Origin of the sequence: Sphaerisporangium sp. NPDC049002 (assembly GCF_040649355.1) — a bacterium.
Classification (GTDB): domain Bacteria; phylum Actinomycetota; class Actinomycetes; order Streptosporangiales; family Streptosporangiaceae; genus Sphaerisporangium.
Genome location: NZ_JBEZFH010000100.1, coordinates 1 through 24,668 on the forward strand (window position 1 = coordinate 1; position 24,668 = coordinate 24,668).

General features: G+C 71.8%; 21 protein-coding genes. 9 read left to right on the forward strand and 12 right to left on the reverse strand.

The window, feature by feature from the left end; all coding sequences use genetic code 11:
• The 5 genes from AB0B89_RS20435 to AB0B89_RS20455 form a co-directional block, all read right to left on the reverse strand.
• A partial coding sequence (locus AB0B89_RS20435; protein ID WP_358554931.1) for a CbiX/SirB N-terminal domain-containing protein occupies positions 1–324 on the reverse strand: 324 nt, incomplete at its 3' end.
• Positions 325–415: 91 nt separating this feature from the next.
• Positions 416–1,144: a phosphoadenylyl-sulfate reductase gene (locus AB0B89_RS20440; protein WP_358554882.1), complete on the reverse strand. Its 729-nt coding sequence runs from the start codon at positions 1,142–1,144 to the stop codon at positions 416–418.
• A gap of 76 nt (positions 1,145–1,220) precedes the next feature.
• Positions 1,221–1,364 carry an Insertion element protein gene (locus AB0B89_RS20445; protein WP_358509928.1) on the reverse strand — a complete coding sequence of 48 codons (144 nt, stop codon included), beginning with the start codon at positions 1,362–1,364 and terminating at the stop codon, positions 1,221–1,223.
• A 34-nt stretch (positions 1,365–1,398) separates the two neighbouring features.
• Entirely contained in the window at positions 1,399–3,081 is a 1,683-nt protein-coding gene (locus tag AB0B89_RS20450; RefSeq protein ID WP_358554885.1) for a nitrite/sulfite reductase, read from the reverse strand.
• A 293-nt stretch (positions 3,082–3,374) separates the two neighbouring features.
• Complete coding sequence (locus tag AB0B89_RS20455; protein ID WP_358554888.1) at positions 3,375–3,509, reverse strand: hypothetical protein; 135 nt, start codon at positions 3,507–3,509, stop codon at positions 3,375–3,377.
• A 69-nt stretch (positions 3,510–3,578) separates the two neighbouring features.
• Here AB0B89_RS20455 and AB0B89_RS20460 point away from each other — a divergent pair, with 69 nt between their 5' ends.
• From AB0B89_RS20460 to AB0B89_RS20480, 5 genes are all read left to right on the forward strand, one after another.
• Positions 3,579–4,382, forward strand: coding sequence for a TIGR03084 family metal-binding protein (locus AB0B89_RS20460; RefSeq protein ID WP_358554891.1), 804 nt, complete (start codon positions 3,579–3,581; stop codon positions 4,380–4,382).
• A 202-nt stretch (positions 4,383–4,584) separates the two neighbouring features.
• The gene (locus AB0B89_RS20465; RefSeq protein ID WP_358554894.1) at positions 4,585–5,592 is read left to right on the forward strand and encodes a YihY/virulence factor BrkB family protein; all 1,008 of its coding nucleotides are present in this window, start codon (positions 4,585–4,587) and stop codon (positions 5,590–5,592) included.
• Positions 5,593–5,694: 102 nt separating this feature from the next.
• Positions 5,695–6,948, forward strand: a complete 1,254-nt coding sequence (glyA, locus tag AB0B89_RS20470) for a serine hydroxymethyltransferase (RefSeq protein ID WP_358554897.1) — start codon at positions 5,695–5,697, stop codon at positions 6,946–6,948.
• Between the two features lie 241 nt (positions 6,949–7,189).
• Positions 7,190–8,290, forward strand: a complete 1,101-nt coding sequence (gene rsgA / locus AB0B89_RS20475; RefSeq protein ID WP_358554900.1) for a ribosome small subunit-dependent GTPase A — start codon at positions 7,190–7,192, stop codon at positions 8,288–8,290.
• Between the two features lie 37 nt (positions 8,291–8,327).
• Positions 8,328–8,984 (forward strand): phosphoribosyltransferase family protein, encoded by a 657-nt coding sequence (locus AB0B89_RS20480; RefSeq protein WP_358554903.1) that lies wholly within the window; start codon positions 8,328–8,330, stop codon positions 8,982–8,984.
• 154 nt (positions 8,985–9,138) lie between these two features.
• On the opposite strand, the gene AB0B89_RS20485 is transcribed toward AB0B89_RS20480, so the two are convergent.
• From AB0B89_RS20485 to AB0B89_RS20495, 3 genes are all read right to left on the reverse strand, one after another.
• On the reverse strand, positions 9,139–9,450 hold the full coding sequence (locus AB0B89_RS20485) for a WhiB family transcriptional regulator (RefSeq protein WP_093171423.1): 312 nt from the start codon (positions 9,448–9,450) through the stop codon (positions 9,139–9,141).
• Between the two features lie 113 nt (positions 9,451–9,563).
• Complete coding sequence (locus tag AB0B89_RS20490) at positions 9,564–10,418, reverse strand: sucrase ferredoxin (RefSeq protein WP_358554905.1); 855 nt, start codon at positions 10,416–10,418, stop codon at positions 9,564–9,566.
• A gap of 216 nt (positions 10,419–10,634) precedes the next feature.
• Positions 10,635–12,164 (reverse strand): glycerol-3-phosphate dehydrogenase/oxidase, encoded by a 1,530-nt coding sequence (locus tag AB0B89_RS20495; protein ID WP_358554908.1) that lies wholly within the window; start codon positions 12,162–12,164, stop codon positions 10,635–10,637.
• 98 nt (positions 12,165–12,262) lie between these two features.
• Between AB0B89_RS20495 and AB0B89_RS20500 the strand changes: the two genes are divergently transcribed.
• Together AB0B89_RS20500 and AB0B89_RS20505 are read left to right on the forward strand one after the other, a co-directional pair.
• On the forward strand, positions 12,263–13,858 hold the full coding sequence (locus AB0B89_RS20500; protein ID WP_358554934.1) for an FAD-binding oxidoreductase: 1,596 nt from the start codon (positions 12,263–12,265) through the stop codon (positions 13,856–13,858).
• A 94-nt stretch (positions 13,859–13,952) separates the two neighbouring features.
• On the forward strand, positions 13,953–15,521 hold the full coding sequence (locus AB0B89_RS20505; protein ID WP_358554911.1) for a metallophosphoesterase: 1,569 nt from the start codon (positions 13,953–13,955) through the stop codon (positions 15,519–15,521).
• Here the strand turns inward: AB0B89_RS20505 and AB0B89_RS20510 are convergent, their stop codons facing one another.
• The 4 genes from AB0B89_RS20510 to AB0B89_RS20525 all read right to left on the reverse strand — a co-directional run bounded on the left by AB0B89_RS20510 (position 15,522) and on the right by AB0B89_RS20525 (position 21,916).
• Positions 15,522–17,993, reverse strand: a complete 2,472-nt coding sequence (locus AB0B89_RS20510) for a protein kinase (protein WP_358554914.1) — start codon at positions 17,991–17,993, stop codon at positions 15,522–15,524.
• Between the two features lie 175 nt (positions 17,994–18,168).
• Positions 18,169–19,551, reverse strand: coding sequence for a DUF1116 domain-containing protein (locus tag AB0B89_RS20515; protein WP_358554917.1), 1,383 nt, complete (start codon positions 19,549–19,551; stop codon positions 18,169–18,171).
• Positions 19,548–20,927: an FdrA family protein gene (locus tag AB0B89_RS20520; RefSeq protein WP_358554919.1), complete on the reverse strand. Its 1,380-nt coding sequence runs from the start codon at positions 20,925–20,927 to the stop codon at positions 19,548–19,550. The genes AB0B89_RS20515 and AB0B89_RS20520 overlap by 4 nt, the downstream gene beginning before the upstream one ends.
• Before the next feature lie 92 nt (positions 20,928–21,019).
• Positions 21,020–21,916, reverse strand: coding sequence for a DUF2877 domain-containing protein (locus AB0B89_RS20525; protein WP_358554922.1), 897 nt, complete (start codon positions 21,914–21,916; stop codon positions 21,020–21,022).
• Between the two features lie 156 nt (positions 21,917–22,072).
• On the opposite strand from AB0B89_RS20525, the gene AB0B89_RS20530 reads away from it, so the two are divergent.
• Positions 22,073–23,638 (forward strand): PucR family transcriptional regulator ligand-binding domain-containing protein, encoded by a 1,566-nt coding sequence (locus tag AB0B89_RS20530; RefSeq protein ID WP_358554925.1) that lies wholly within the window; start codon positions 22,073–22,075, stop codon positions 23,636–23,638.
• Between the two features lie 294 nt (positions 23,639–23,932).
• Positions 23,933–24,668 (forward strand): solute carrier family 23 protein (locus AB0B89_RS20535; RefSeq protein ID WP_358554928.1); only part of this gene is annotated, 736 nt, incomplete at its 3' end.

A 24,668-nucleotide genomic window follows, 5' to 3' on the forward strand; every position in this document is an offset into this window, starting at 1 on the left:
GGCCACATCTGGTACCCCTCCTACGGGTTCCACACCGAGCGCGGCCTGATCGTCGCCGAGCGCGGCGGGGATGTCGACGCGGCTGTGGTAGGCCTCGGTGAGCAGCAAAGGCAGCACCACGGCCTCGTCCAGGCCGGCCAGCGCCTCGCCGAGCGAGGGCCGGGAATGGTCGAGGTAGGCCGCGTGGACCGGGACGCCGGGGCGCGCGAGCCGTACCTCGTCGAGGAGGGCCTCCACCGTGGCGGACGCGCGCGGGTCACGTGACCCGTGCGCCACCGCCACCAGAGGCGGGAGATGCCCCTGGAGGAGGGCCGTCGCGGGCAGCCGGGAGTCGGCCGGTGCCGGCGGTCCGGGCACGGCCCTCGCGAGAGGTCGGGCCGGGCCCCACCGGGAGGTGGTCACTACGTCCTCACTGTCAGATGTGGATGCCGCACTCGGTCTTGCCCAGGCCGGCCCAGCGTCCGCTGCGCGGGTCCTCGCCGGGGGCGACCTGGCGGGTGCAGGGCGCGCAGCCGATCGAGGGGTAGCCGTCGTAGTGCAACGGGTTGATGAGAACTCCGTTGTCGGCCATGTAGTTGTCGACGTCGTCCTGGGTCCAGCGCGCGATGGGGTTGACCTTGACCATCTGGCGCTTGGCGTCCCACTCGACGACCTTGGTGTTCGCGCGGGTCGGCGACTCGTCGCGCCGGATGCCGGAGATCCAGGACAGGTACGGCTCCAGCGCGCGGTTCAGCGGCTCGACCTTGCGCAGGTAGCAGCACAGGTCGGGGTTGCGGCCGTTGAGGCGCGGGCCCAGCTCGCGATCCTGCTCGGCGACCGTGCGGGACGGCGTGATGTTGATGACGTTCACGTCGTACACCTGCCGCACGGCGTCGCGGGTGCCGATCGTCTCGGCGAAGTGGTAGCCGGTGTCGATGAACAGCACGTCGACGCCCGGCTTCACCCGGCTGACGAGGTCGATCAGCAGCGCGTCGCTCATCGAGGAGGTGAGGCAGAGCCGGTCGCCGAAGGTCGCCGCCGCCCAGCGGATGATCTCCAGCGCGGAGGCCTCCTCCAGGAACTCGGCCGCCGAGTCGACGATGCTCCGCAGGTCGAGCACGCCGCGCTGGCGTTCCAACCCGGTTTCGATCTCGACAATGGTCATGGCTTGCTCACCACTCCTCGTTCGTCAGTGTGTGCGGGCGTCGCGGGGCGCGGCAGAGCACTGGGCTCGCCGCCGCTCATGAACGCACGCCGATGCCGAGAAACTTCAGCTTGAAGGCGCGGGCGCACGACCTGCAGTACCAGCCGCCGTCGCCCTCATAGGGTTCGAGGTCCTCGTCGCCGCAGTACGGGCAGTGGAAGGGGACCGCGCGCTCGGTCACGCGGGCCACCCCCTCAGCGGGCCCTGGCCGGAGCTCACGTGAGGTCCGCCTCGTCGGCCCGCTGGACCCATTCGGAGAAGGTCTCCGCGTCGTTCTTCTGGCCCTGGAAGTTCTTCAGGACGCGCTCGACGTAGTCCGGAAGCTCCGCGGCGGTCGCCTTGAGCCCGCGGACCTTGCGGCCGAAGCCGGGGTTCACGCCCAGGGACCCTCCCAGGTGGATCTGGAAGCCCTCCACCTGGGCGCCGGTCGCGTCGGTGATGAGCTGGCCCTTGAGCCCGATGTCCGCGACCTGGATGCGGGCACAGGAGTTCGGGCAGCCGTTGACGTTGATGGTCAGGGGGTCGGTGAAGTCGGGAAGGCGGCGCTCCAGCTCGTCGATGAGGTCGGAGGCGAGCCCCTTGGTCTCGACGATCGCCAGCTTGCAGAACTCGATGCCGGTGCAGGCCATCGTCTGGCGGCGGAACGTGCTCGGGTTGACCTGAAGGTCGGCGGCCTCCAGGTCGGCGACGAGGCCGTCCACCTTGTCGGGCGCCACGTCCAGGATGACCATCTTCTGCTCGACGGTCGTGCGGACGCGGTCGGAGCCGTACCGCTCGGCGATGTCGGCGATCAGGTTGAGCCGGTCGCCGTCGAGCCGCCCGACCTTGGGAGCGAAGCCGACGTAGTAGTTGCCGTCCTTCTGCCGGTGCACGCCGACGTGGTCGCGGCGCCCGCCACGCGGCGCCTCGGGCGCGGGCCCGTCGGGCAGCGGGTAGCCGAGGTACTCCTTCTCAAGGACCTCGCGGAACCGCTCGGGTCCCCAGTCGTTGACCAGGAACTTGATGCGCGCGCGGTGGCGGAGCCGGCGGTAGCCGTAGTCGCGGAAGATGCCGATGACCCCGGCCCACACCTCGTGCACCTGCTCGGGCCGGACGAAGGTGCCGAGCCGCTTGCCCAGCATGGGGTTGGTGGACAGGCCGCCGCCCACCCACAGGTCGAAGCCCTTCTCGCCGTGCTCGTCGGCCACTCCGACGAACGCGATGTCGTTGATCTCGTGGACCGTGCAGTGCGCCGGGCAGCCGCTCATCGCCGACTTGAACTTGCGGGGGAGGTTCGAGTACGCCTTGTCGCCGATGTACCGCGAGACGGTGTCCTCGATCTGCGGGGTGGCGTCGATGACCTCCTCGGCGTCGATGCCGGCCAGCGGGCAGCCGAGCATGACGCGCGGGGTGTCGCCGCAGGCCTCCATGGTCGACAGCCCGACGGCCTCAAGCGCCTCCCAGATCGCCGGGACCGACTCGACCTCGATCCAGTGGAGCTGGATGTTCTGCCGGTCGGTGACGTCGGCCGTGCCCCTGGCGTAGGTGTTGGCGATGTCGGCGATCGTGCGGAGCTGGGCCAGGCTGAGCTGCCCGCCGTCGATGCGGACGCGGAGCATGAAGTAGCGGTCGTCGAGCTCCTCCGGCTCCAGGATCGCGGTCTTGCCCCCGTCGATGCCCGGCTTGCGCTGGGTGTAGAGGCCGAACCACCGGAACCGCCCGCGAAGGTCCGCGGGGTCGATCGAGTCGAATCCCTGCTTCGAGTAGACGTCGATGATCCGCTGACGGACGTTGAGCCCGTCGTCGTTCTTCTTGTTCTCCTCGTTCTTGTTCAGCGGCTCACGGTAACCGAGAGCCCACTGGCCTTCGCCTCGCGGGCGCTTGTGGTGGCGGTTCGCAGGCCTGGGCGGGCTGGTCATGGTGCGTCCTTTGCCGAGAATGGTCATCAGGTCACACGCACGCGGACAGGCCTGCCTCCCGGCTCAACGGCGAGTGCGGGGGCACAAAAAAAGGACGCCTGTCACGCGCCCGTGCTGGCAGAAGTCAACAGGGAGCGACGATCAACGGGCGTCACTACAGATGGCACTGCGGACACGCAGGAAGTCGACGTGGCGTCGCACGACGAGAAGCGGATCCGCTGGCATGTCCCAGACAATACCCCCCGTGTGCCGGATGTCCAATATCGGGTCCACAATTTGGACTTCCGGCGTGCTCAGCCCTGGCCCGGCCAGGAGAGCGGAGGCTCCCGGGGCTCGTCCGGAGGCCGGTGCTGACAGTCGCACCAGGAGCCGCCGGGGCACTCGTCGTGCCGGTCGTCCTTGCACTCCTCACAGATCACATCCCCCATTTTCCTCCTGTTCCTTCTAGAACATGACTCGGTTACGCTGGCGCGAGCCCCACGTAACGCGGAGGTGTCATGGGCGTCTCCATGTCCGAGCTGATCGCCGATCTCCGGGCGGAGAGCGCGGAGCTGACAGCCATGATCCGCACGCTGGACCCCGACGGCTGGGCGCTTCCCACCCCGGCCGAGGGATGGGACGTACAAGACCAGATCGGGCACCTGGCGTGGTTCGACGACGCCGCGACCACGGCCGCGACCGACCCCGACGGCTTCCGGGTGGCGCTGCCGGCCCTGATGGCCCGAGGCGACTCCGCGGTGGACGAGATCGCCGCCGCCGCGCGCAGCCTCGCGCCGGAGCAGGTGCTCGACTGGTTCCGCACGGCCCGCGCCCGTAGCCTGGACGCCTTCGAGAGGCTCGGCGCCCAGGTACGGCTGCCGTGGTACGGGCCGGACATGTCGGCCGCCTCCTTCGTCACCGCGCGCCTGATGGAGACCTGGGCGCACGGGCAGGACGTGGCCGACGCGCTGGAGATCGTGCGCGTGCCGACCGTCCGGCTCCGCCACGTGGCCCTGCTCGGCGTGCTGGCCATGCCGTACGGCTTCGCGATGCGGGGGATGGATCCACCGCCGGATCCCGTGCGGGTCGAGCTGACGCTCCCGGACGGGACCCCGTGGAACCACGGCCCGCGGGACGCCGCCGACCTGGTCAGCGGCCCGGCGCTCGACTTCTGCCTGCTGGTCACCCAGCGCTGCGACCTCGCCGACACCGGCCTCGCGGTGAGCGGCGCGACGGCCACGCGGTGGATGTCGGTCGCCCAGGCGTTCGCGGGACCGCCGGGCGGCGGCCGTCCCCCCGGCCAGGCGAGGGCGCTCGCCTAGCTCCCTGACCTGCAAGGAGTTTCGGAGCCTCCCTTGACGGTCGCTTGACCGGACCCCGGGCTGATTTGCCCTTAAAAGCTAATATGGGAGGTTGCAATCGCCTCCCCCGGTAGAACGCCGCCGTACGGGGTAGACGCCGCGAACGGAGATCGTTGCAGGGTGGGGTCGTGGTAGAGCCATGTTGCGAATACCTTTGGATGCCATGACGTCCACCGACGCTCCGACCAGGTCGTCCGGCCCCCGGGGCCGGGCGGCCCGCTGGAGGTTGGTCAGGGCCAGGGCCAGGAAGAACGCCACGGCGGGCCTTTCGGTGGTCCAGGGGTCCCGAGCCTGGCGGGCCGTCGACGGGTCCCGCCTGTGGGCGCTGGCCCGCGCGACGACGGTGGCGGGGTTCAACTACCGCGTGACCGGTCTCGCGGGCGAGGCGGCGTTCTTCGCGCTGTTGTCGCTGCCCCCGTTCGTCCTCGGGCTGATCGGCCTGCTCGGCCACCTGAGCGGCATCCTCGGCTCGGGCACCGTGGCCGAGACCCGGGGGTGGGTGCTGGAGCAGGCGCACCTGTTGTTCACCGGCAACACGGTCGACCGGGTGGTGCAACCCCTGCTCGACGACGTCCTCAAGGGCGGCCAGGTCTCGCTGATCTCCGTGGGCTTCCTGCTCGCGCTGTGGTCGGGCTCGCGGGCCCTGTTCGTCTACGTCGACCTGATCTCCATCGCCTACGGCCTCGGAGAGGCCCGGGGCATCATCCGCACCCGCATTCTGTCGTTCGGGCTCTACATCGCGGCCCTGGTGATCGGTCTCATCGTCATACCGGTGCTGGTGATCGGGCCCACGCTCCTGTCGGGGGCGCTGCCTCAGTACAGCGGTCTAGTAGGGGTCCTGTACTGGCCGGTGGTCGTCATCGGGTCGGTGATCGTCCTCACGCTCCTGTACCACGTCAGTGTGGCCGTACGGACGCGCTGGTGGCGCGAGATGCCCGGAGCGCTGCTCGCCCTGCTCATCTGGATCGTCTGCGCGGCGATCCTGCGCGAGGTGCTGGCCGCCTGGTTCACGCCGCTGTCCATCTACGGCTCGCTGGCAGCCCCTATAGCGGTGCTGCTGTGGCTTTACATCACGGCGCTCGCGGTGCTCATCGGGGCCACGCTCAACGCCGAGTTCGACCGCCTGTGGCCCGACGGAACGAGCCGGAACGGCGAGTCCGCTATCGTCTAACGCGACGTGACCGGCGCGTCTGGGTGGGGTCACCACCAGGGAGCGAAAGGGTCGGAGGCCGAGCGCCTGGGTCTTCGCCAGATGCCAACGAAGGGTAGGGCCATGAGTTCTCTTTCGGACGTCGACCCGGAGATCGCCGAGCTGATCAGGGCGGAGGAGCGCCGGCAGGCCGACACCGTCAAGCTGATCGCCTCGGAGAACTACGTCTCCAGGGCCGTCCTCGAAGCCACCGGCAGCGTTCTGACGAACAAGTACTCCGAGGGCTACGCGGGCAAGCGTTACTACGAGGGGCAGCAGGTCATCGACCAGGTCGAGACCCTGGCCGTCGACCGCGCCAAGTCGCTGTTCGGCGTGAACCACGCCAACGTCCAGCCGTACTCCGGCTCGCCGGCCAACCTCGCGATCTACATGGCGTTCCTCAACCCGGGGGACACCGTGATGGGCATGGGCCTGCCCTTCGGTGGCCACCTGACCCACGGCTGGTCGGTCTCGGCCACCGGCAAGTGGTTCAACCCGGTCAGGTACGGCGTGCGCCAGGACACCGGCCGCATCGACATGGACGAGGTGCGGTCCATCGCCCTGGAGCACCGCCCCAAGCTGATCTTCTGCGGCGGCACCGCGATCCCGCGCACGATCGACTTCCCCGCCTTCGCCGAGATCGCCCGCGAGGTCGGCGCCATCCTCGCGGCCGACATCGCCCACATCGCGGGCCTGGTCGCCGGTGGGGCCCACCCCTCGCCGGTGGGTCACGCCGACGTCATCTCCACCACCACGCACAAGACGCTGCGCGGCCCGCGTGGCGCCATGCTGATGGCCACATCGGAGGAGCACGCCAAGGCCCTGAACAAGGCCGTGTTCCCCGGCCTCCAGGGCGGCCCGCACAACCACACCACGGCCGCGATCGCCGTGGCGCTCCGCGAGGCCGCGACCGACGAGTTCAAGGCCTACGCCCGGCAGGTGGTCGCCAACGCCAAGGCGCTGGCCGACGAGCTGTCGAGCCGAGGGTTCGACCTGGTCTCCGGTGGCACCGACAACCACCTGATCCTGATCGACCTGACGTCCAAGGGCGCCGCGGGCAAGCCGGCCGCGCAGGCACTCGACCGCGCCGGCCTGGAGACCAACTACAACACCGTGCCGTTCGACCCGCGCAAGCCGTTCGACCCGTCGGGCCTGCGCATCGGCACGCCGTCGGTCACGAGCCGCGGCATGGGCGAGGCCGAGATGCGCCAGATCGGCGCCTGGATCGACGAGGTCGTCACCGCCATCGCCAAGGACGACGCCGACGAGGTCATCGCGCGCGTCCACGGGGAGGTCAGCGAGCTGACCGGCAAGTTCCCCGCGCCCGGCCTGAGCTGAGCCCGGAGTCCCGTGGCGCCCGGCCGGGCCCACGGGGAAAATGTGTTGCCCGCGACGGCCGGGCCCGCGATAAAGTGGGCCCGGCTTCGCCGCTTTCGAAGGACGCGGCCCCGGCGACAGGGAGGTGAGGAAGATGCGGGTCTTTCTGAGGATGCCCATGTCCATTTCCTCGTCCATTTCCTCCCGGGCGCCGCTCACGCGCTGAAGCCGCAGGGCGCCCGGTTCTCGAAGGGTGCCTGCGTTGACCACTTTCGGTCATGATCTTTTCTCTCTCGGCTGGAACGAGTCTCTCGCCGCCGATCTTCCTGGTGGCGCCGTCCCCGCCCGTGTGGCCCGCGTCGACCGCGGCGCCGCCGACGTCATCACCGCCGACGGCCACCACACCGCCCAGTACGCCGCCCGGCTGCGCAGGGCGACGGCGAACGACCCGGTGGCCCTGCCCTGCGTGGGCGACTGGGCCGCGCTCACCCGGCAGGCGGAGGGCCGCTACGAGCTCGACGCGATCCTCCCGCGAAGGACCGCCCTCGTGCGCGGCGGCGTCGCGCGCGACTCGCGGGGCGGCCTGTCCGGCGACTCGCGGGGACAGGTGCTGGCCGCGAACGTCGACGTGGTGTTCGTCGCAGAACCGGCGATGCACGCCGACGACTTCGCCGATCTCGGCCGCGTGGAGCGGCTGCTCGCCCTGGCCTGGGAGAGCGGGGCCCGGCCGGTCGTGCTCCTCACCAAGTCCGACCTCGTCGGGCAGCACCTGCCGGGGCTGCTCGACGACGTGGCGGCGGTCGCGCCCGGCGTGGACCTCCACGCCGTCTGCTCGGTCAACGGGGAGGGGGTCGAGGTGGTGCGGAGCCACCTCGACGGCTCGCGTACCGCGGTGGTACTCGGGGCCTCGGGCGCGGGCAAGTCGACGCTGGTCAACGCGCTGGCGGGCGAGACCGTGATGGAGACCCAGCAGGTGCGCGCGGGCGACGGGCGCGGCCGTCACACCACCGTGCACCGCGAGCTGATCCCGCTGGCCGGCGGGGGCCTGGTGATCGACACACCGGGGATCCGCCGGGTGGGACTGTACGAGATGAGCCAGGGCGTCGACCTGGTGTTCTCCGACATCGAGGAGCTGGCCGAGGGCTGCCGGTTCGACGACTGCGCCCACCGGACCGAGCCCGGTTGCGCCGTCCTCGAAGCCCTGGAGTCGGGCGAGCTGCCGGAACGCCGCCTGGAAAGCTGGCGCAAGCTCCAGCGCGAGGCGGCGTGGATGGCCAGGCGCGGCGACGCCCGGCTACGCGCCGAGGAGACCCGCAAATGGAAGATCATCCATAAATCCATGCGCAACCAGGGCCGTCCCTGACCGCTTGCGGCGAGGGAGAAAGGGTACGAAATGGGGCATGGGCGCTAGTCGGCGGGTGTCCTTGCCCTTCGCCGACAGGGCGGAGGCGGGCGCCCAGCTCGCCGAGATGCTGGCGGACCTCGGCCTCGCCGATCCGGTGATCCTCGCCCTGCCACGCGGGGGCGTGGCGGTGGCGGCACCGGTCGCCGAACGGCTGGACGCGCCGCTGGACGTCCTCGTGACCCGGAAGATCGGCCACCCCGAGCAGCCCGAGCTCGGGGTGGGCGCGATCGCCGAGGGCGGGGAGCCGGTGCTCGACGTCGCGTTCCTGTCGCGGCTCGGGCTCACAGAGGCGGACGTCATGGCGGTCGTCGAGCGGGAGAGGCGCGAGCTCGCGAGGAGGGTCACCGCCTACCGGGGGGAGCACACGCTGCCCAGGCTGGCGGGGCGGGACGTCGTCGTGGTGGACGACGGGCTCGCGACGGGCGCGACGGCTCGCGCGGCGCTGCGCGCCGTGAGGGCGTCCGGGCCACGGAGGCTGGTGCTGGCCGTGCCGGTGGGGTCGCCGAGGACGGTCGCGGAACTCAGAGACGAGGCGGACGAGGTGGTCGTGATCGCCACCCCGCCCGGATTTCACGCTGTCGGCCAGTGGTACGTGCGGTTCGACCAGTTGACGGACGCGGACGTCCTCCGCCTGCTGCGGCTGGGGCGGTGAACGAGAGGGTTCGCCTGCGTAGGGGACGGGGGAAGGTGTGGGTGCCGACCCGGAGGGGAATGACACCCGCATGATCATGCGGCAATTGCGGCCCTGGAGGCGTACAGGAGCGGAGAAGCCGCATGATCATGCTGGGGAACATGCCGGTGGAGGTTCAGGCAGCGCTGATTCCGGCGCTCGCGGCACGCCGCATGCGCCGACGGCGCTCGGACGCGCGCTCGTCCTCGTTGAGCCCGCCCCACGTGCCGTACTTCTCCGGACGTGAAAGGGCGTAGTCGAGGCACTCCGCACGGACAGGGCACTGGGCGCAGATGGCCTTGGCCTTGCGCTCGCGGATGTCGCGCTCCGGCTGACGCTCGCCGTCGGGACCGAAGAACAGCACAAGGTCCTCTCCCCGGCACGCGGCGTCATCCTGCCAACCCCAGCTGGGGCGCGGGCGGGCGATCTGCCGACGTACCTGAGACATGAGAAACCACCTTAGGTGAGAGGTATTTCGTGTTTGTGCCGCATTGGACGCATATGGCGTCCCTGGTTCCAACGCCGTGATAGTCCGTGGTGTTCCCGGCTCCGGCAGGAGCCTCAGGTCAGAACAGGCGTGCCACGCTGGAGATGCTCCAGCGCCGCCAGCCTGTAGGTCATGATCGTGTCAGCGCACGCCATACCGCATGGCGCGAACACCGTCCGCTCGACCACAACCCGGAACCGGACGTCCCCGTGGCGCACAATCGCCTCGGTGACGTCACCGTCCAGCCTGGTGGATTCCACGGCCACTCCGCCTACCGAGAGCTCGCCCGTGTGTGCCCGGACGAAATGCTCGGCGGCCTGCGATGGCTCAGGGATGCCTGCGCGTCCCCGGAAACGGTCGAGAACGATCTCACCGTGCCGGTACGCGTTTGCCGCCGCGATCGCAGCAGCCTGAGACATGCTGCCGTAGTAAAGCCCGTGTGGCAAGCACACAAGGTTAGCGGCGTATCGATCGCCGCCCACATGAGTGGTTTCCCACACTCTTCCCGGCAGGCTCTCACCCAAAACCCGCGCGATGGGAAGGCCAATGCGGGCACAACACGCGTTGCGCCTGGCATGCGTGCAGACCAGGAACACCGGCTCCTTCACCAGTATGCAGGACTCCGGAACCACTCCGCGCACAAGAGATCCCAGGTCAAGATCGCCGGGGTTCTCGAAGAACCCCTCGGCGATCCAGGGGGAGGGCGCCGTGGTATCCGCCACCAGGACCCTGACCGGTCCCCGAGCCGCGCGGCGCTGCAGGGGCCGCCTGATGAGCTGGGGCCGAATGCCCAGGTCGGTGGCGCGTTCGATGAGAGCGTGGGTCCCCGCGGGCAGCTCGCACTCAGGCAGGTGTGACGCCCACGGCCCGGCATGCTCGATGAGCAGCCACAACCGGGCGCCGACGGTGGCGCTCGCAAGCGCCGGCACCTCGCCCGTATGGCATCCGGCCGGGTGTTCGCACCCCCGTGCCCGGTCTCTCGTCACGCGTTCCTCCCGTCCGACTTAGGTAAGACTAACCTAACGGTAAGGGGTGTGCGCGGATCTCAGGGGTATCCATTTTTCCCACCCCTATGCGGGTGCCTGGTGTGACATAACTCACGTGCCGATCTTGCCGAGTAGGTTGCCGTGAGCGCCGGTCCGGAGCTACCGGGAATGGTCGCGCAGCACCCGCTCCGCCGCGGGAAGGGCCGCGGCGCGGTCCTCGGGCACCAGCCCGACGCGGGTGCGGCGGTCGAGGAGGTCGCCCGCGTCCAGCGCGCCCTCGTGCCGCACCGCCCACACCAGCTCGGCCACCGTGACCCCCAGAGGCAGCGTCTCCGCCAGCTCGGGATGCCGCTCCGCGAGCGCGTGGACGGCCGCCGCCTCCGAGCCGTACCGCTCGGTCAGCCTCGGCGGGACGCCTTCCGGCGAGCGCACGGCCATGTCGGAGCCCACTCTGTGCGCGCCCACGAGGGGCAGGCGGGCCGTACGGCTGCGGGGGGCGTGCGGGAAGGCGGCGTCGACGGCGTCCTCGGCCATCCGGCGGTAGGTGGTCAGCTTCCCGCCGACGATCGTCACGAGGCCGTCAGGAGCCCTGACGACCGCGTGCCTGCGGGAGAGGTCGGCCGTGCGCCCGTCGCCGGTCAGCAGCGGCCTGAGGCCCGCGTAGGCGCCCGCCACGTCCGCGCGGGCGACGGGAACCTCCAGAACGGAGTTGAGCACCTCCAGGAGGAAGGCGATGTCGGTCTCCGGAACCTCGGGCACGTCGGGGATCGGGCCGTCCACCGGCTCGTCGGTGAGTCCCACGTAGACGCGCCCGTCGGGCTGGGGGAGCACCAGGACGAACCGCGCCCCTTCGCCCGGTATCGGCACGTGCAGGCTCGCGCGGGGCTCGCCGAGGGTGCCGGGCCGCAGGACCAGGTGGGTGCCCCTGGAGGGCCGCATGGAGACCGAGCCGGTCAGCTGACCCGCCCACACTCCCGTCGCGTTGATCACCCTGCGGGCGCGGATCGTGAAGGTCTCCCCGCCCAGCTCGTCGCGGACCTCGGCGCCGTCGCCGGACAGGGCCAGGGCGCGGCACCGGGTGAGCACCCGGGCGCCGTGGGCGGCGGCGGTCCTCGCGATCGCGACGACCAGCCGGGCGTCGTCCACGACCCGCCCGTCGAAGGACACCAGAGCGCCGCGCAGCCCGTACGGGCGCAGGGCCGGCACGAAGGCGCGGGCCCGCGCGGGCGTCACGCGGGACGGGCCGGGGAGCAGGCGGCGCGGCGTCCCCGCCGACGCCCGGAGCAGGTCACCGAGCCGGTACCCCGCCATCAGGACCTCGGCCCGGCCCCTTGACACCTCCGGGGTGAGGGGCAGCAGGTAGGGCTGGGAGCGGACCAGGTGGGGGGCAGTGTGGCGCAGCAGCACCCCGCGCTCGACCGCGCTCTCCCTGGCCACCCCGACCTGGCCCTTGGCGAGGTAGCGCAGCCCGCCGTGGATCATCTTGGAGCTCCACCGGGAGGTGCCGAACGCCAGGTCGTGGGCGTCGATCGCCACGACCGACAGGCCCCGGGAGGCGGCGTCGAGCGCCACCCCCGCCCCGGTCGCGCCCAGCCCGACCACCAGCAGGTCGACGACCGTCTCCCGCGCCTCGGCCAGCTCGCGGGCGCGGCGGGGGGCGTTGAGCGACGCGTCGGGGATGTGGTTCACGGGCCTGGCACCTCTTCCAGGGGACTCCCGGAAGGGGAACCGCAGCCGGGCGTGTCAAAGTGTAGGGCGTGGAAACTCCCGATATCACCGCGGAACCGATGCTCTGGTCCGGCTGGGGCGATCCCGCCAAGGCGGCCGAACTGCCCGAATCCGTCCGAAAGCTGCTGCGCGAGCTGCTCGGCGTGCGCGAGCACGCGCGGCCCGCCGCCAGCTTCGGAGAGATCAGACTGCGCGCCGCCGCCCTGTCCCCGCTGATCCTCGCCGATCTCCGCAAGGCCGTCGGCGGGGAGCACGTCCGGTTCGACGACGACGCGAGGATCCGCCACACGCGCGGCAAGTCCACGCCCGACCTGCTGCGCATGCGCGACGGAGACGGCTCCGACGCCCCCGACGCGGTCCTGCTGCCCGGGTCGCACGACGAGGTGCTGGAAGTGCTGCGCATCTGCGCGCACCACCGGGTCGCGGTCGTGCCCTTCGGGGGCGGCACCTCGGTCGTCGGCGGGCTCGTGGCCTCGCGGCAGGGCTTCGCCGGTGTGGTGGCCCTCGACCTGGCCAGGCTCAACCGGCTCATCTCGGTGGACACCGAGTCGATGGTCGCCGATCTGGAGCCGGGATTGCGCGCCCCGCAGGCCGAGCAGCTCCTGGCCCGGCACGGGCTGACCCTCGGCCACTTCCCCCAGTCCTTCGAGTACGCCACCCTGGGCGGCTTCGCGGCGGCGCGGTCGAGCGGCCAGGCGTCGGCGGGGTACGGCCGCTTCGACGACATGGTGGTGGGCGTGACCGTCGCCACCCCGCGCGGCACGCTGGAGTCCGGCCGCGCGCCGAAGTCCGCCGCCGGGCCCGACCTGCGCCAGCTCGTCCTCGGCTCAGAGGGCGCCTTCGGGGTCATCACCTCCATGCGGCTGCGGGTGCGGCGGGCACCGGCGGAGAAGGTCTACGAGGGCTGGCGGTTCGCGTCGTTCGGGGCGGGGACGGCGGCGCTGCGTCGCGTGGCGCAGGAGGGGCCGCTCCCGACGGTGCTGCGCCTGTCCGACGAGACCGAGACCATGGTGGGCCTGGCCAAGCCGGGGGAGATCGGCGGGGTCCGGCCCGACGCCGGATGCCTGGCCGTCGTCGGGTACGAGGGCGAGGCCGACGACGTCGCCCACCGGCGGGAGCGCACCGCCGCGACCCTGTCGGGGCTGGGCGGCGTCTACCTCGGCCCCGAGCCCGGCGAGGCGTGGGCCCACGGCCGCTTCAGCGCGCCGTACCTCCGCGACGCGCTGCTCGGCGCGGGGGCGACGGTGGAGACCCTGGAGACGGCCTGCTTCTGGTCGGGGATCCCGAGGCTCTACGACGCCGTGCGGCTGGTGCTCAGCGTGGCCCTCGCGCCCGCCGACCAGTCGGGCCCGGGCGGCCCGCCGCTGGTGATGTGCCACCTGTCGCACGTGTACGGGACGGGCGCGTCGCTGTACTTCACCGTGGTGACCTCGCAGACCGCCGACCCCCTCGGGCAGTGGGACACGGCCAAGCGGGCGGTCAACGAGGCGATCGGGCTGGCGGGCGGCACGATCTCGCACCACCACGGCGTCGGCAGGGACCACAAGACGGCCTACGCCGCCGAGATAGGCGACCTCGGGGTCGACATCCTCCGCGCGGTCAAGGAGCGCCTGGATCCGGCCGGAATCCTCAACCCGGGCGTCCTGATCCCCTGATCGCCCGGTCTGTACGGGCGGGGAGGGAAACGTCCGCGAGACCCGATTGGTGAGTCGGCGTGCGATCCACCAAGATCATGGCAAAGATAGGGTCATGGTCGATGTGGAGCGGGCTGCCGCGCGTGGCAAGCGGGTCTCGTCGCGGGTGTCCGAGGAGGGCGCCGGGTGGTCCTGCCAGGAGATGGGCACGTTCCAGAAGCTCCGCCCGAACGAGCGGAGCTTCTCCTGGCTGGGCGTGAAGACCCTGCTGCGCTCGCGCAACGAGATCCTCGCCCAGCTCTTCGGCGACCCGTCCAACGAGGTGCGCCGGCGGTGGATGGCGACACGCGAGGGCGTCGACCCCGATTTCCGGATAAAGCCTGATGTGGGTGGCGAGTACAGCTTCCTGATCATCGGCGACACCGGCGAGGGCGACGCCTCGCAGTACGCCGTGGTGCCCGGCCTGCTCACCATCGGCGCCGGCACCGCCTTCGCGGTCGTCGCGAGCGACGTCATCTACCCGACGGGGTCGGGCAACGAGTACGACGACAAGTTCTTCCGCCCCTACAAGGACTACCCCGCGCCGATCTACGCCGTCCCGGGCAACCACGACTGGTACGACGGGCTCGGCGGGTTCATGCGCGTCTTCTGCGACGCCCCCGCGTTGGAGGCGCGGCGGCAGGGGTTCTCGCTGTCGCCCTCGGGCCTGCGGGGGCTGCTGTGGACCAGGCCCGAGGCGATCGACGAGCCGCGCCTGGCCGAGGCCCGCGCCAGGCGGTCCCTGCCCGGCCAGCGGGCGGCGCAGCCCGCGCCCTACTGGGTGATCGACCTGCCCGGCCTGCTGCTGGTGGGCATCGACACCGGCATCCGCGGCGCCATCGACCGCGACCAGGGGGCGTGGCTGCGCCGGGTGTCCGCCGATCCACGGCCCAAGGTCCTGGTCACGGGCAAGCCGATCTACGACCGCAACCAGTACCACCCGTGCCCGATCGAGGACGGCGGCACGGTCGACGACATCGTCAGGGACCCGGCGAACAACTACGTGGCCGCGATCGGCGGGGACACCCACAACTACCAGCGCTACCCCGTCGAGGCCGGCGGCCGGACCATCCAGTACATCGTGTCCGGGGGCGGCGGCGCGTTCATGCACGCCACGCACACGATCCCCCGCGTCGACATCGGAGGCGTGCGCGAGGACGACTTCAAGTGTTACCCGCTGAGAGGTGACTCGCTGTCGTTCTACAGCAACCTCTACCGTGCCCGGTACCGCATGCCCTGGCTCTACCTCACACCCGACGAGGGCCTGGTGCTGATGTCCAGGCACATCGGCAACACCCCGCCGCGCCCCGTCGGCACGGGCGACGGCACGGCGGGCGCCGGCGGCTCGGAGCCCGCCGCCCCCGGCGGGCCCGTGCGGATCACGGCGCGCATGAAGTGGGCGGCCCGTATCCTCGGCGGCTGGCCGATGCCGTTCCGCCTGCCGGTCGGGCGCACCTTCCACCGCTATTTCTCCGAGCTGTCCGACTGGGACACCCCGCCCTTCTTCAAGAGCTTCCTGCACGTATCGGTGCAGGACGGCACGCTGCGCATCCGCTGCTTCGCGGCCACCGGCTGCCGTCCGCAGGAGATCGAGCCACCGATGGAGGACGAGGTCGCGATCCCGCTCGCCATGGGCGCCGGGTGATCAGGAAGCGGGCTTGAAGCTGCTCCACAGGACGGCCATCGTCTGGCGGTTGTCCGGCTGGTCCCACTCGGCGTCGGGCGCGGTGAACGTCACCTCGAACGCCGTCTCGCCGTCGACGGCGATGTGCCGGGTGACGGCGTGCGTGGTCACGTTGGTCAGGGCGGTGTAGGTGTACTCCCAGACGCTCGCCTGCCACTTGCCGTCCCCGAACGCGGAGGACTCCAGGCGCACCTGGGCGTAGTCGGTGAGCGTGGTCTCGTCCTTGGCCTTGGTGAGCGCGGTCAGGCCGTCGTCGCCGGTGGAGGGCACCTTCTTGATCTGGATGCGCCGCCCCGAGCTCTTCGGGCCGAGGTAGGTCACCGCGTCGGCGGAGGTGGAGACCGTCCAGTCCTTGGGGACCGCGACCGAGGCGCCGGCCGCGGTGCGCGAGCGGAAGCTCGCCGGGATCTCGGTGGGGACGGCCTGGTCGCCTTGGGCCGAGGCATCCGGCGACGACGGCCCTGTCAGGGCGGCGCCGCCGGTGGCCGCGGGCGGGGCGGCGACGTTCTCCTCCGACGGGGAGCCCGCCGGCCACAGCACGAACAGCAGGGCGGCCACCACGCCGACGACCCCCACACCGGCCAGGAGGAGCATGAGGGGGGAGCGGCCCTCGCGGGCGTCGTCCCGCGGCTCCTCCATCACGCGGCGGCGCGTACGGGCGTCCGGGTCCTCCTCGCGCGCGCCCCTGCCGCCGCCCCCGCGGTCCGGACCCGCGAAGGGGTCGCCGGGAAGGTCCTTGGCGAGCTTGTCGGCGAGGTTAGGTGAGGATCCCGCCGGCCACACCCGGGAGCCGGGCGTCCCGGCCACGAGCGGGTCGCGCGCCGAGCCGGCGTCGAACGCCTGGGGGCCGGTGGTGCTCCTGAGGGCGTCGTACAGGTTCGACCGGGTGCCCGGCGAGCTGTTCAGCCCCTCGTAGGGCATCGGCTGCGGTCCTGAAGGGCTGCGCAGCGCGTCGTAGGGGTCGGCGGGTCGCGGACCTGACGGGCCGCGCGGCGCGTCGTAAGGGCCGGGCCGCGGGCCTGAGGGGCTGCGGAAGGCATCGAACGGGTCCTGCTGCGGTCCCGAGGGGCTGCGCAGCACGTCGTACGGGTCCACCGGCTGCGGTCCTGAGGGGCTGCGCAGGGCGTCGTAGGGGTCGGCGGGTCGCGGTCCCGAGGGGCTGCGCAGCGCGTCGTACGGGTCCACCGGCTGCGGTCCTGACGGGCTGCGCAGCGCGTCGTAGGGGTCGGGACGGGAAGCCGTCAGGGCGGAGGGCTCCTCGAAGGGGGCGCGCCGCGAGTCCGATGGGCTCTCCAGCACGTCGTACCCGGCGGGGGCTCCGTAGGGCGTGCCGTGCGCGCCGGTGGAGGACGAGCCGCCGCCACGCGGGCGGAACAGGTCGGCGTGCCCGGCCTGGTCGGGGGAGTCCGGGTCGAACGGGATTCGCACAGGTCCCGACGGGGTCTCGATGATGCGCGAGGGCATCGGCCCCGAGGGCGGATCGAGGGGAGGGAGCATGTGGACCGGCGTGGAGCCGGCCCGCGTGGGCAGGGGCGTCGAGACGGGCCGGTCGCCGAGGAGCGCCAGCCCGGAGCCATGCGTGCGCAGCACCCGTTCGAGCAGCTCCGCGGCCTGCGCGGCCGGCATCCGGTCGGCGGGGTTCTTGCGCAGCAGGCCCTCGATGACCGGCAGAAGGGCTCCGGCGCGCTGCGGGCGGTTGGGCTCCTGGGTCAGCACCGCGCCGAGGACGGCCACCGCGTCCGGCCCCTCGTACGGCGGGCGGCCCTCGACGGCGGCGTAGAGCGTCGCGCCGTAGGACCACAGGTCGGCCGCGTGGGTGATCGGGCGGCCCTGGAGCCGCTCCGGCGGGATGTAGGCGGGCGAGCCCATGAGAAGGCCGGTCTGGGTGATGGTGACATCACCCTCTATCGCGGCGATGCCGAAGTCGGTGAGCACCACGCGATCGGCGGTGAGCAGCACGTTGCCGGGCTTGACGTCGCGGTGGAGGATGCCGGCGGCGTGGGCGTGCCGGAGCGCGTCGAGCACGCGGACGCCGATCTCGGCGGCCTGGACCACCGGCAGGGGCCCGCTCTGCCGCACGGCCTGCTCCAGCGACCACGCGCGGATCAGCTCCATGACGATCCAGGGCCGTCCGTCCTCCTCGACGACGTCGTGGACGGTCACGATGCCCGGGTGGCTGAGCCGCGCGGCCGACCTGGCCTCGCGCAGCATGCGCCGGTGGGCGACCTGCTTGCCCGCGTGGTCGAGGCCGAAGGGCAGGATCAGCTCCTTGACCGCGACGTCTCGGTCGAGGAGCACGTCGTGGGCGTGCCAGACCATGCCCATGCCACCGCGGCCGACCGGTGAGAGCAGACGGTATCGCCGGCCCACCAGCCGTCCCTGACCCTCTGGAGCGACCCCGGCGCCGCCCAAGGGGCCCTTACCCTCGGTCATGGAGGGCGCCCTCCCGAGCGCGCGATCGGTCGTCATACGGCGGTCCCCAATTCACGCTCGTCCGCGTCATTTCCCCATTTTGTGGATCATGCATGGATCATGTGCGTCGTCAAGACGGTGAGGCAGGCCACCGATATTAGGGTCAAAGCCGGGCCAATGGGAATTCGGTCTTCTTTTACGTATCGGCGAGCGCGACCAGAGCCGAGGTGAACGCTTCGGCGGGCGGGCTGACCAGACCCGCGCCGACCTGCCCGGTTCCCGCCACGCGTCCCGCGATGCCGGTGTTGACGACCGGGAGCTGCCCCGTCCTCGCGATCAGCGCGATGTCGATTCCCGTGGGAGTCCCCCTGAAGCCCAGCCCCGGGATCTGGTACGCCGGGTGCTCGGCCAGCGTGATCTCGTACATGGACCGGGTGGCGGCGATGGCGTCGGACACGTCACCGCCGACGAAACGGACGATCGCCGGCGCGGCGGCCATGGCGAAGCCGCCCAGGCCTGACGTCTCGGTGATCGTGGAGTCGCCGATGTCCGGATTGGCGTCGTCCGGCCCGTACGCGCCCAGGTAGAGGCCGTCGGGAACCCCCGCGGGACCGGTGAACCACCGGTCGCCGAGGCCGGAGACCTGGATGCCGAAGTCGGTGCCGTTGCGCGCCATGGCGACCACGAGCGAGGACCCGGGAACGTCCCTGGCGGCGTCGGCGCTGACCTTGCCGGCCGCCATTCCCGCGTTCAGGAAGAAATGGTCGTTGCCGTTGATGAAGCGCAGGACGGCGGCGGCGTGCTCGGGCGACGCCTCCACGATCGCCGGGGCGATCTCGCGGACCATCAGCGAGGTGGCCGCGCGGTTACGGTTGTGCAGCTCGTCGCCCATCTGGAGCGCCTGGGCGATCAGCGACCGCAGGTCGATCGGGCCGTTCACGGCGAGGGCCCCCGCGAGCACCGGCCCGAGCACCTCGCCCATCCAGCGCAGCCGCTCGACGACCTCCGGCCCGTAGGCGCCGTAACGCAGCACCTTGCCCAGACCCTCGTTCAGCGAGCAGTACGCGGTGCCGCCGTGCTCGCCGTCGACGACCTCGAACATCCACATCGACGGGCTCACCACCCCGGCCATCGGCCCGACGGTGCGGTGGTGGTGGCAGGAGTCGAGTTTCACGCTCCCGGAGACCAGCAGGCGCTCGGCCTCCTCGGCGTCGGATGCCAGACCCTCGAGGATGGCGGCGCCGATGAGCGCTCCGCGCATCGGCCCCGAGGCCCGTTCCCAGTCGATGGGGGGCCCGGCGTGGAAGAAGGTGCGCGCGGGCAGGTCGAGCACCTCGCGTGCGGGCCTCACCCCGACGAGCTGGGGACGGGCGGAGAGCAGCCGGCCCACGGCCACCTCGTTGGCGCTCCGCCGGCGCGGGTCGGCCAGCACCTTGGCCAGGGCCTGCGAGGTGCCCGGGAGCGGGGGTCGCCAGTCGACCCCGAGGCGCGGCACGGCCTGCTGGTCGAGCGCTTCGGCGAGCACGGCGGCACCGGCGGTGATCACGCGGGGCTCGCCGTCGAGCATGGACAACCTCACAGGGCACTCCCGATCAGGCTCGCGGCGTGCCTGGCGGCGGCCGCGTTGGAGGTGAACACCGACGCCCCGGCCGCGACCAGGGCGTCCGCCTGCCGGCGCAGGCCCTGCGGGTCGGACTCGGTGCCGACCAGGGCCACCACCACGGCCGTACCACGCTCGCACGCCTCGCGGACGGCGGGCGCGAGGCGGGCCGAGGGATCGGGCTCGGCCGCGTGGCCGAGCACCACGTCGAGCAGCACGACGCCGGACGCCCGCCCGAGCGCCTCCAGGCGCAGGGTCGGATCGATCATCGGATGGGCGCGGCCACGGGTGTACTCGTCATCGCCGAAGTCGGTGAACGCGCCGGACCCCGCGATGATGCGCGCCTCGGTGCACAGCGTGCCGCCCGAGTAGAGCCCTGACAGCCCGGCGCACGGCGTCACCGGCTGCGGGACCGTCCAGGTGGGCCACTCGGGCACCGGCAGGCCGAGGGCGAGCAGGGCGCTCTCGGCCGCGGAGGTCAGGTCGCCCTGTCCCGGCACGAGCAGGGCGGTGACGACCGGCGTCGCGAGGCCCTCGACGGCCCGGCGCACGACCTCGGCCACCTCGGGGGCCGGCGGCTTGGAGATCAGCACGATGAGCTCGGTGGCCGGGTCGGCGTCCAGGGCCGCGAGGGCCGTCAGAGTGGACCGGCCGCCCACCGCCGCCGACAGGTCCCTTCCGCCGACGCCCAGAACGTGGCTCACCCCGGCGCCCGCGTGGTCGAGCAGGCAGGTCACCTGCTGGGCGCCGGTGCCGGAGGCGGCCACGACGCCCACGCGCCCGGGACGCAGGACGTTGGCGAACCCCAGCCCCGCGCCGCCCACGACCGCCGTGCCGCAGTCGGGACCCATCACCAGCACGCCCCGCTCGTTCGCGCGCTCCTTGAGCAGGACCTCCTGCTCCACGGGGATGTTGTCACTGAAGATCATCACTGACAGCCCGGCGTCGATGGCGTCCATGGCCTCGGCGAAGGCGTGCTCGCCCGGCACCGACACCAGCGCGAGAGAGGCGTCCCACGCCCGCGCGGCGGACCGGGTCGTGCGGGGAGGGCTCTCGGTGCGCGCGCCTCCCGGCCCCGCGCCCCTGGCCAGGGCGGCGAACTGCCGTTCGAGCTCCTCGGCCCCGTCCTTCAGCGCCGCGTCCGAGTCGGCCCGGATGGCGACGAGCAGGTCGGACGGCCCGGTCTCGGGTACCGAGAACCCGACCTCCCTGGCCAGTCCGAGGTTCAGCTCGGTCGCCATGGCCACCACCGCGACGGTGACGCCCGGACGGGAGCTCAGCGCCTGGCTGATCCGCATCAGGCTCACCGAATCGTGGTAGACCCCGGCGCGTACCTCCACCAGATCAGTAGTCATGGTCAACGGTCGCTCACCGCCCCTCGTCAGAAGTCCGCTCACAGGTCGATCATCGCTCGCCGCGTCGCCTGCGGGAGCGTATATCTGGTAGTTCACCTGGCCGTTCGCACGCTCCGGCCGAGCGCGACGACCGCCGACGCGCCCGCGCGCAGGCCCCAGGCGAGGTCGGCGCCTGAGGTGTGGCCGAGCCGGAGCAGACGGTGCACGGCGGGTTCGAGCGGCTGGTGGCCGGCGATCCCGCGCAGCACCGCGAGCGCGTCGGAGCAGGCCTGTCCCTGGGCGGCGCAGTGGAGCAGCGTCGCCGAGATCGGGGTGGTGCGGGTGCGCGCGTCGAACGCCACGGTCGCGGCGAGCCAGTCGGCCAGCCAGACGGCCCTGCTCACGCCCGCCGCCCTGCCGATCTGGCGCAGCGCGACCAGCACGCCCGCGAGCATGTCGTCGCCGCTGGGCGTCAGGCCGGGACCGAGGCCCATGAGCTGCTCGGTGGCGGTGATGGCCGCCGTCAGCGAGCCCCGGGCGCAGCCCTCGGCGAGGAGCGCCCCGGCGTCGCCGTCGGCGAGCCCCGGCCGGCGGGCCGACGTCCCGCAGATCTGGCCGAACCGGGGGAGGACCCGCTCCAGCCGCGAGAGCTCGACGCGACCGAGCGGGGGCGCGGGATCCCACCAGCGGCGGACGCGGACGGTGAGGCGGCCGATCTCGACGCACCCGTCGCCGACGGCGGCCTCGTCTCCCGCCGCCGTCACCGGCAGCGGGTCGCTCAGCACGACGGCGTTGGGCAGCCGTGTCGCCTCCCCGGTGACCACCGCCACGACGGACGGCTCGACGTCGGTGCGGACCTCCACATAGACGCAGAGCGGGAACACCGCCAGCACCCGTGCGGGCCGCCGCGGCGACTCCAGCGCCGGGCGAAGCGCGGTGCTCGCCGCGCCGAACGCTTTGGCGTCCGCCGGCGCGCGGTGTTGGATCCGTGTACGCGTCCCCAGTGTCACTCGGCCTCCCCGCGAGTCTGGGGGAACCGTAGAACGGTCCCGGAGATCGGCCGTACGGAGAAAGATGCCAACAGTTCTCCGATGAGTTGGCTCTTGTTGACAGACGCCCTGTTCCGTCAGAATCTCTGAAACAGAGTTCCACCCTGGAGCATCACCATGACAGCTGACCCATCACCCCCGGCGATGCGTTTGGCCTCCACGGGCACCATCATTCACGGCGTGTCCGTGGGCGAGGTGCTCGGCGTCTCCACACTGGCGGGAGCCCGCCTGATCGGCGGCAGGGCCGGCCTCGACCGCATCGTCCAGCGTCTCAACGTCATGGAGGTCCCCGACATCCTCGCGTGGGTGAAACCCCATGAGCTGCTGCTCACCACGGGATACCCCCTGAGGAACACCCCGCAGTCCCTCGGCCGGCTCGTCACCGACCTCGACGAGCGCGGCCTCGCGGCGCTCGGCATCAAGCTCGGCAGATACGTCGACGAGCTCCCGGAGGAGATGGTGGAACAGGCCGACCGGCTCGGCTTCCCCCTGATCCTGCTTCCCAACGACGTCGGCTTCGACGACATCCTCAACCAGGTGCTCACCGACATCCTCAACCGTCAGGCCGCGCTGCTCGCGCGCACGGAGGAGGCGCACAGGGCGTTGGTGCAGATCGTGCTGGCCGGCGGCGGGCTGCGCGAGGTCGTGGCCGAGGTGGCGGGGCTCCTCGACATGGCCGTGGCCGTGGTCGACCCCGCCGGGCACGTGCTCGACGCGGCCGGGGACCTCACCCCGCTGCGGGCCGCCCCCGCGGTCTCCGGCGGCGACTACACGGTCGTCCCCGTCGTCGCGGGCGGCCACCACCACGGGCGCATCGTCGCCCACCGCCCCGGCGGAGCCATCCGGGACGGCGACATCGGGATCTTGGAACGTGCCGCCACGGTGGCGGCCCTCGTGGTGACCCGGCAGGAGGCCGTCGCCGCCGTCGAGAGCAAGTACCGCGCCGACTTCCTCCGCGACGTCCTCACCGGCAGGGGAGGAGTCCGGGTGGCCGCCCGCGCCCGCGCCTTCGGGTGGGATCTCGAACGGCCCGTCGGCGTGCTCGTCGCCGAGATCGACCCCGAGTGGGACATCCCCCCCGACCGGCTGCTCACCGCGTGGGTCACCGCGCTGCGGCGGCACGACCCGCGCGGCGCCGTGGCGGGCTTCTCCCACGAGGTGGTCGCCATCGTCGGGTCGGGCGTCGACATGGCCCGCCTGGCCAAGGACGCGGTGGCCGCCTTCGCCGACTTCCGGCCCGCCACCTTCTCCACGGGCATGAGCAGGGTCGCCCAGGGGGCCGAGCTCCTGCCCGACGCCTACGGCCAGGCTCTGAAGGCGGCACGGGTGGGCCGCCAGCTCCACGGGCCGGGCGCGGTCGCCCACTTCGACCAGCTCGGCGTCTACCGGCTCCTGTCGCTGGTCAACGACACCGCGGAGCTGCACGCGTTCGTCAAGGAGACGCTCGGGCCGCTGGCACTCGACGAGGACGCCGAGAACGCCGACCTGCGCCGCACGCTCCAGGTGTTGCTGGAGACCAACCTCAACGTGGCCGAGACCGCCCGCCGCCTGCACTTCCACTACAACACGCTGCGCTACCGCATCGGGAAGCTGGAACGCATGCTCGGCAACTTCACCGAGGACGCCCACCTGCGCCTCAACCTGACCCTCGCCCTGCACGTCCTCCGCATGCGCGGCATCTAGGAAGGCTAACGGCGGGCCGGAGGTGCCGGTGCGCAAGAGGACTGCTTCTGGGGCGGGCACGTTTGGCAGATCCTTACCATGTGGACGGCCCCTAACAGGTCTAATGTGCCCGCAACGGGAGAGGTCTTCCCATCGCTCATCGCGGGCGGGTGAGGTGTGCTCACCCGGCGGCAGTGCGCGGCACGCGACACGGCAACGCGAAGAGACAACAACGCGAAGAGATGGCAATACGCCGCGGAGGTCCGCCTGCGGGGTGGCCACCGACCGCCCGGCCCGGTCAGTGAAGGGGCTCATATGGCCTTCGGATGGAAGTTGCACGGCGACGGGCGCGGTCTCGCTCCCGGGGAGGTGGTCAAGCCCGACGAGCGGCTGAGCTGGCCGCGCATGGTCGGGTTCGGCGCGCAGCACGTCATCGCCATGTTCGGCGCGACGTTCGTGTTCCCCCTGATCATGGGGCTGAACGCCAATCTAGCGATCATGATGTCGGGCGTCGCCACGATCCTGTTCCTGCTGATCGTGCAGGGGAAGATCCCGAGCTACCTCGGCACGTCGGCGTCGTTCGTCGGCGCCGTGGTCGCGATCCGCGCGGCCGGGGGCGACAGCGCCACGGTCACGGGCGCGATCCTGGTCGCCGGTGTCGTGCTCGCCCTGTGCGGCGTCGCGATCCACTACCTCGGCGTCCGGGCCATCGACAAGATCTTCCCGCCCGTCGTGACCGGCGCGGTGGTCATGCTCATCGGGTTCGGCCTCGCCTACGTCGTGTCCGACGTGTACTGGCCGCAGGACCAGTGGATCGCCCTGATCACCATGGTCGTCACGTTCGTCATCATCGTGGCCTTCAAGGGGTTCATCGGGCGCATCGCCATCCTGCTCGGCCTGGTCATCGGCTTCGTGCTGTCCTGGCTGGCCGACAAGACCTTCGGGAACATCACGGCCTTCAACGCGGGCATCGGGAAGGTCGACACCCACCCCCGGGTGAACTTCCAGGCGGTCGCGGACGCGCCCTGGTTCGGCCTGCCGGAGTTCCACG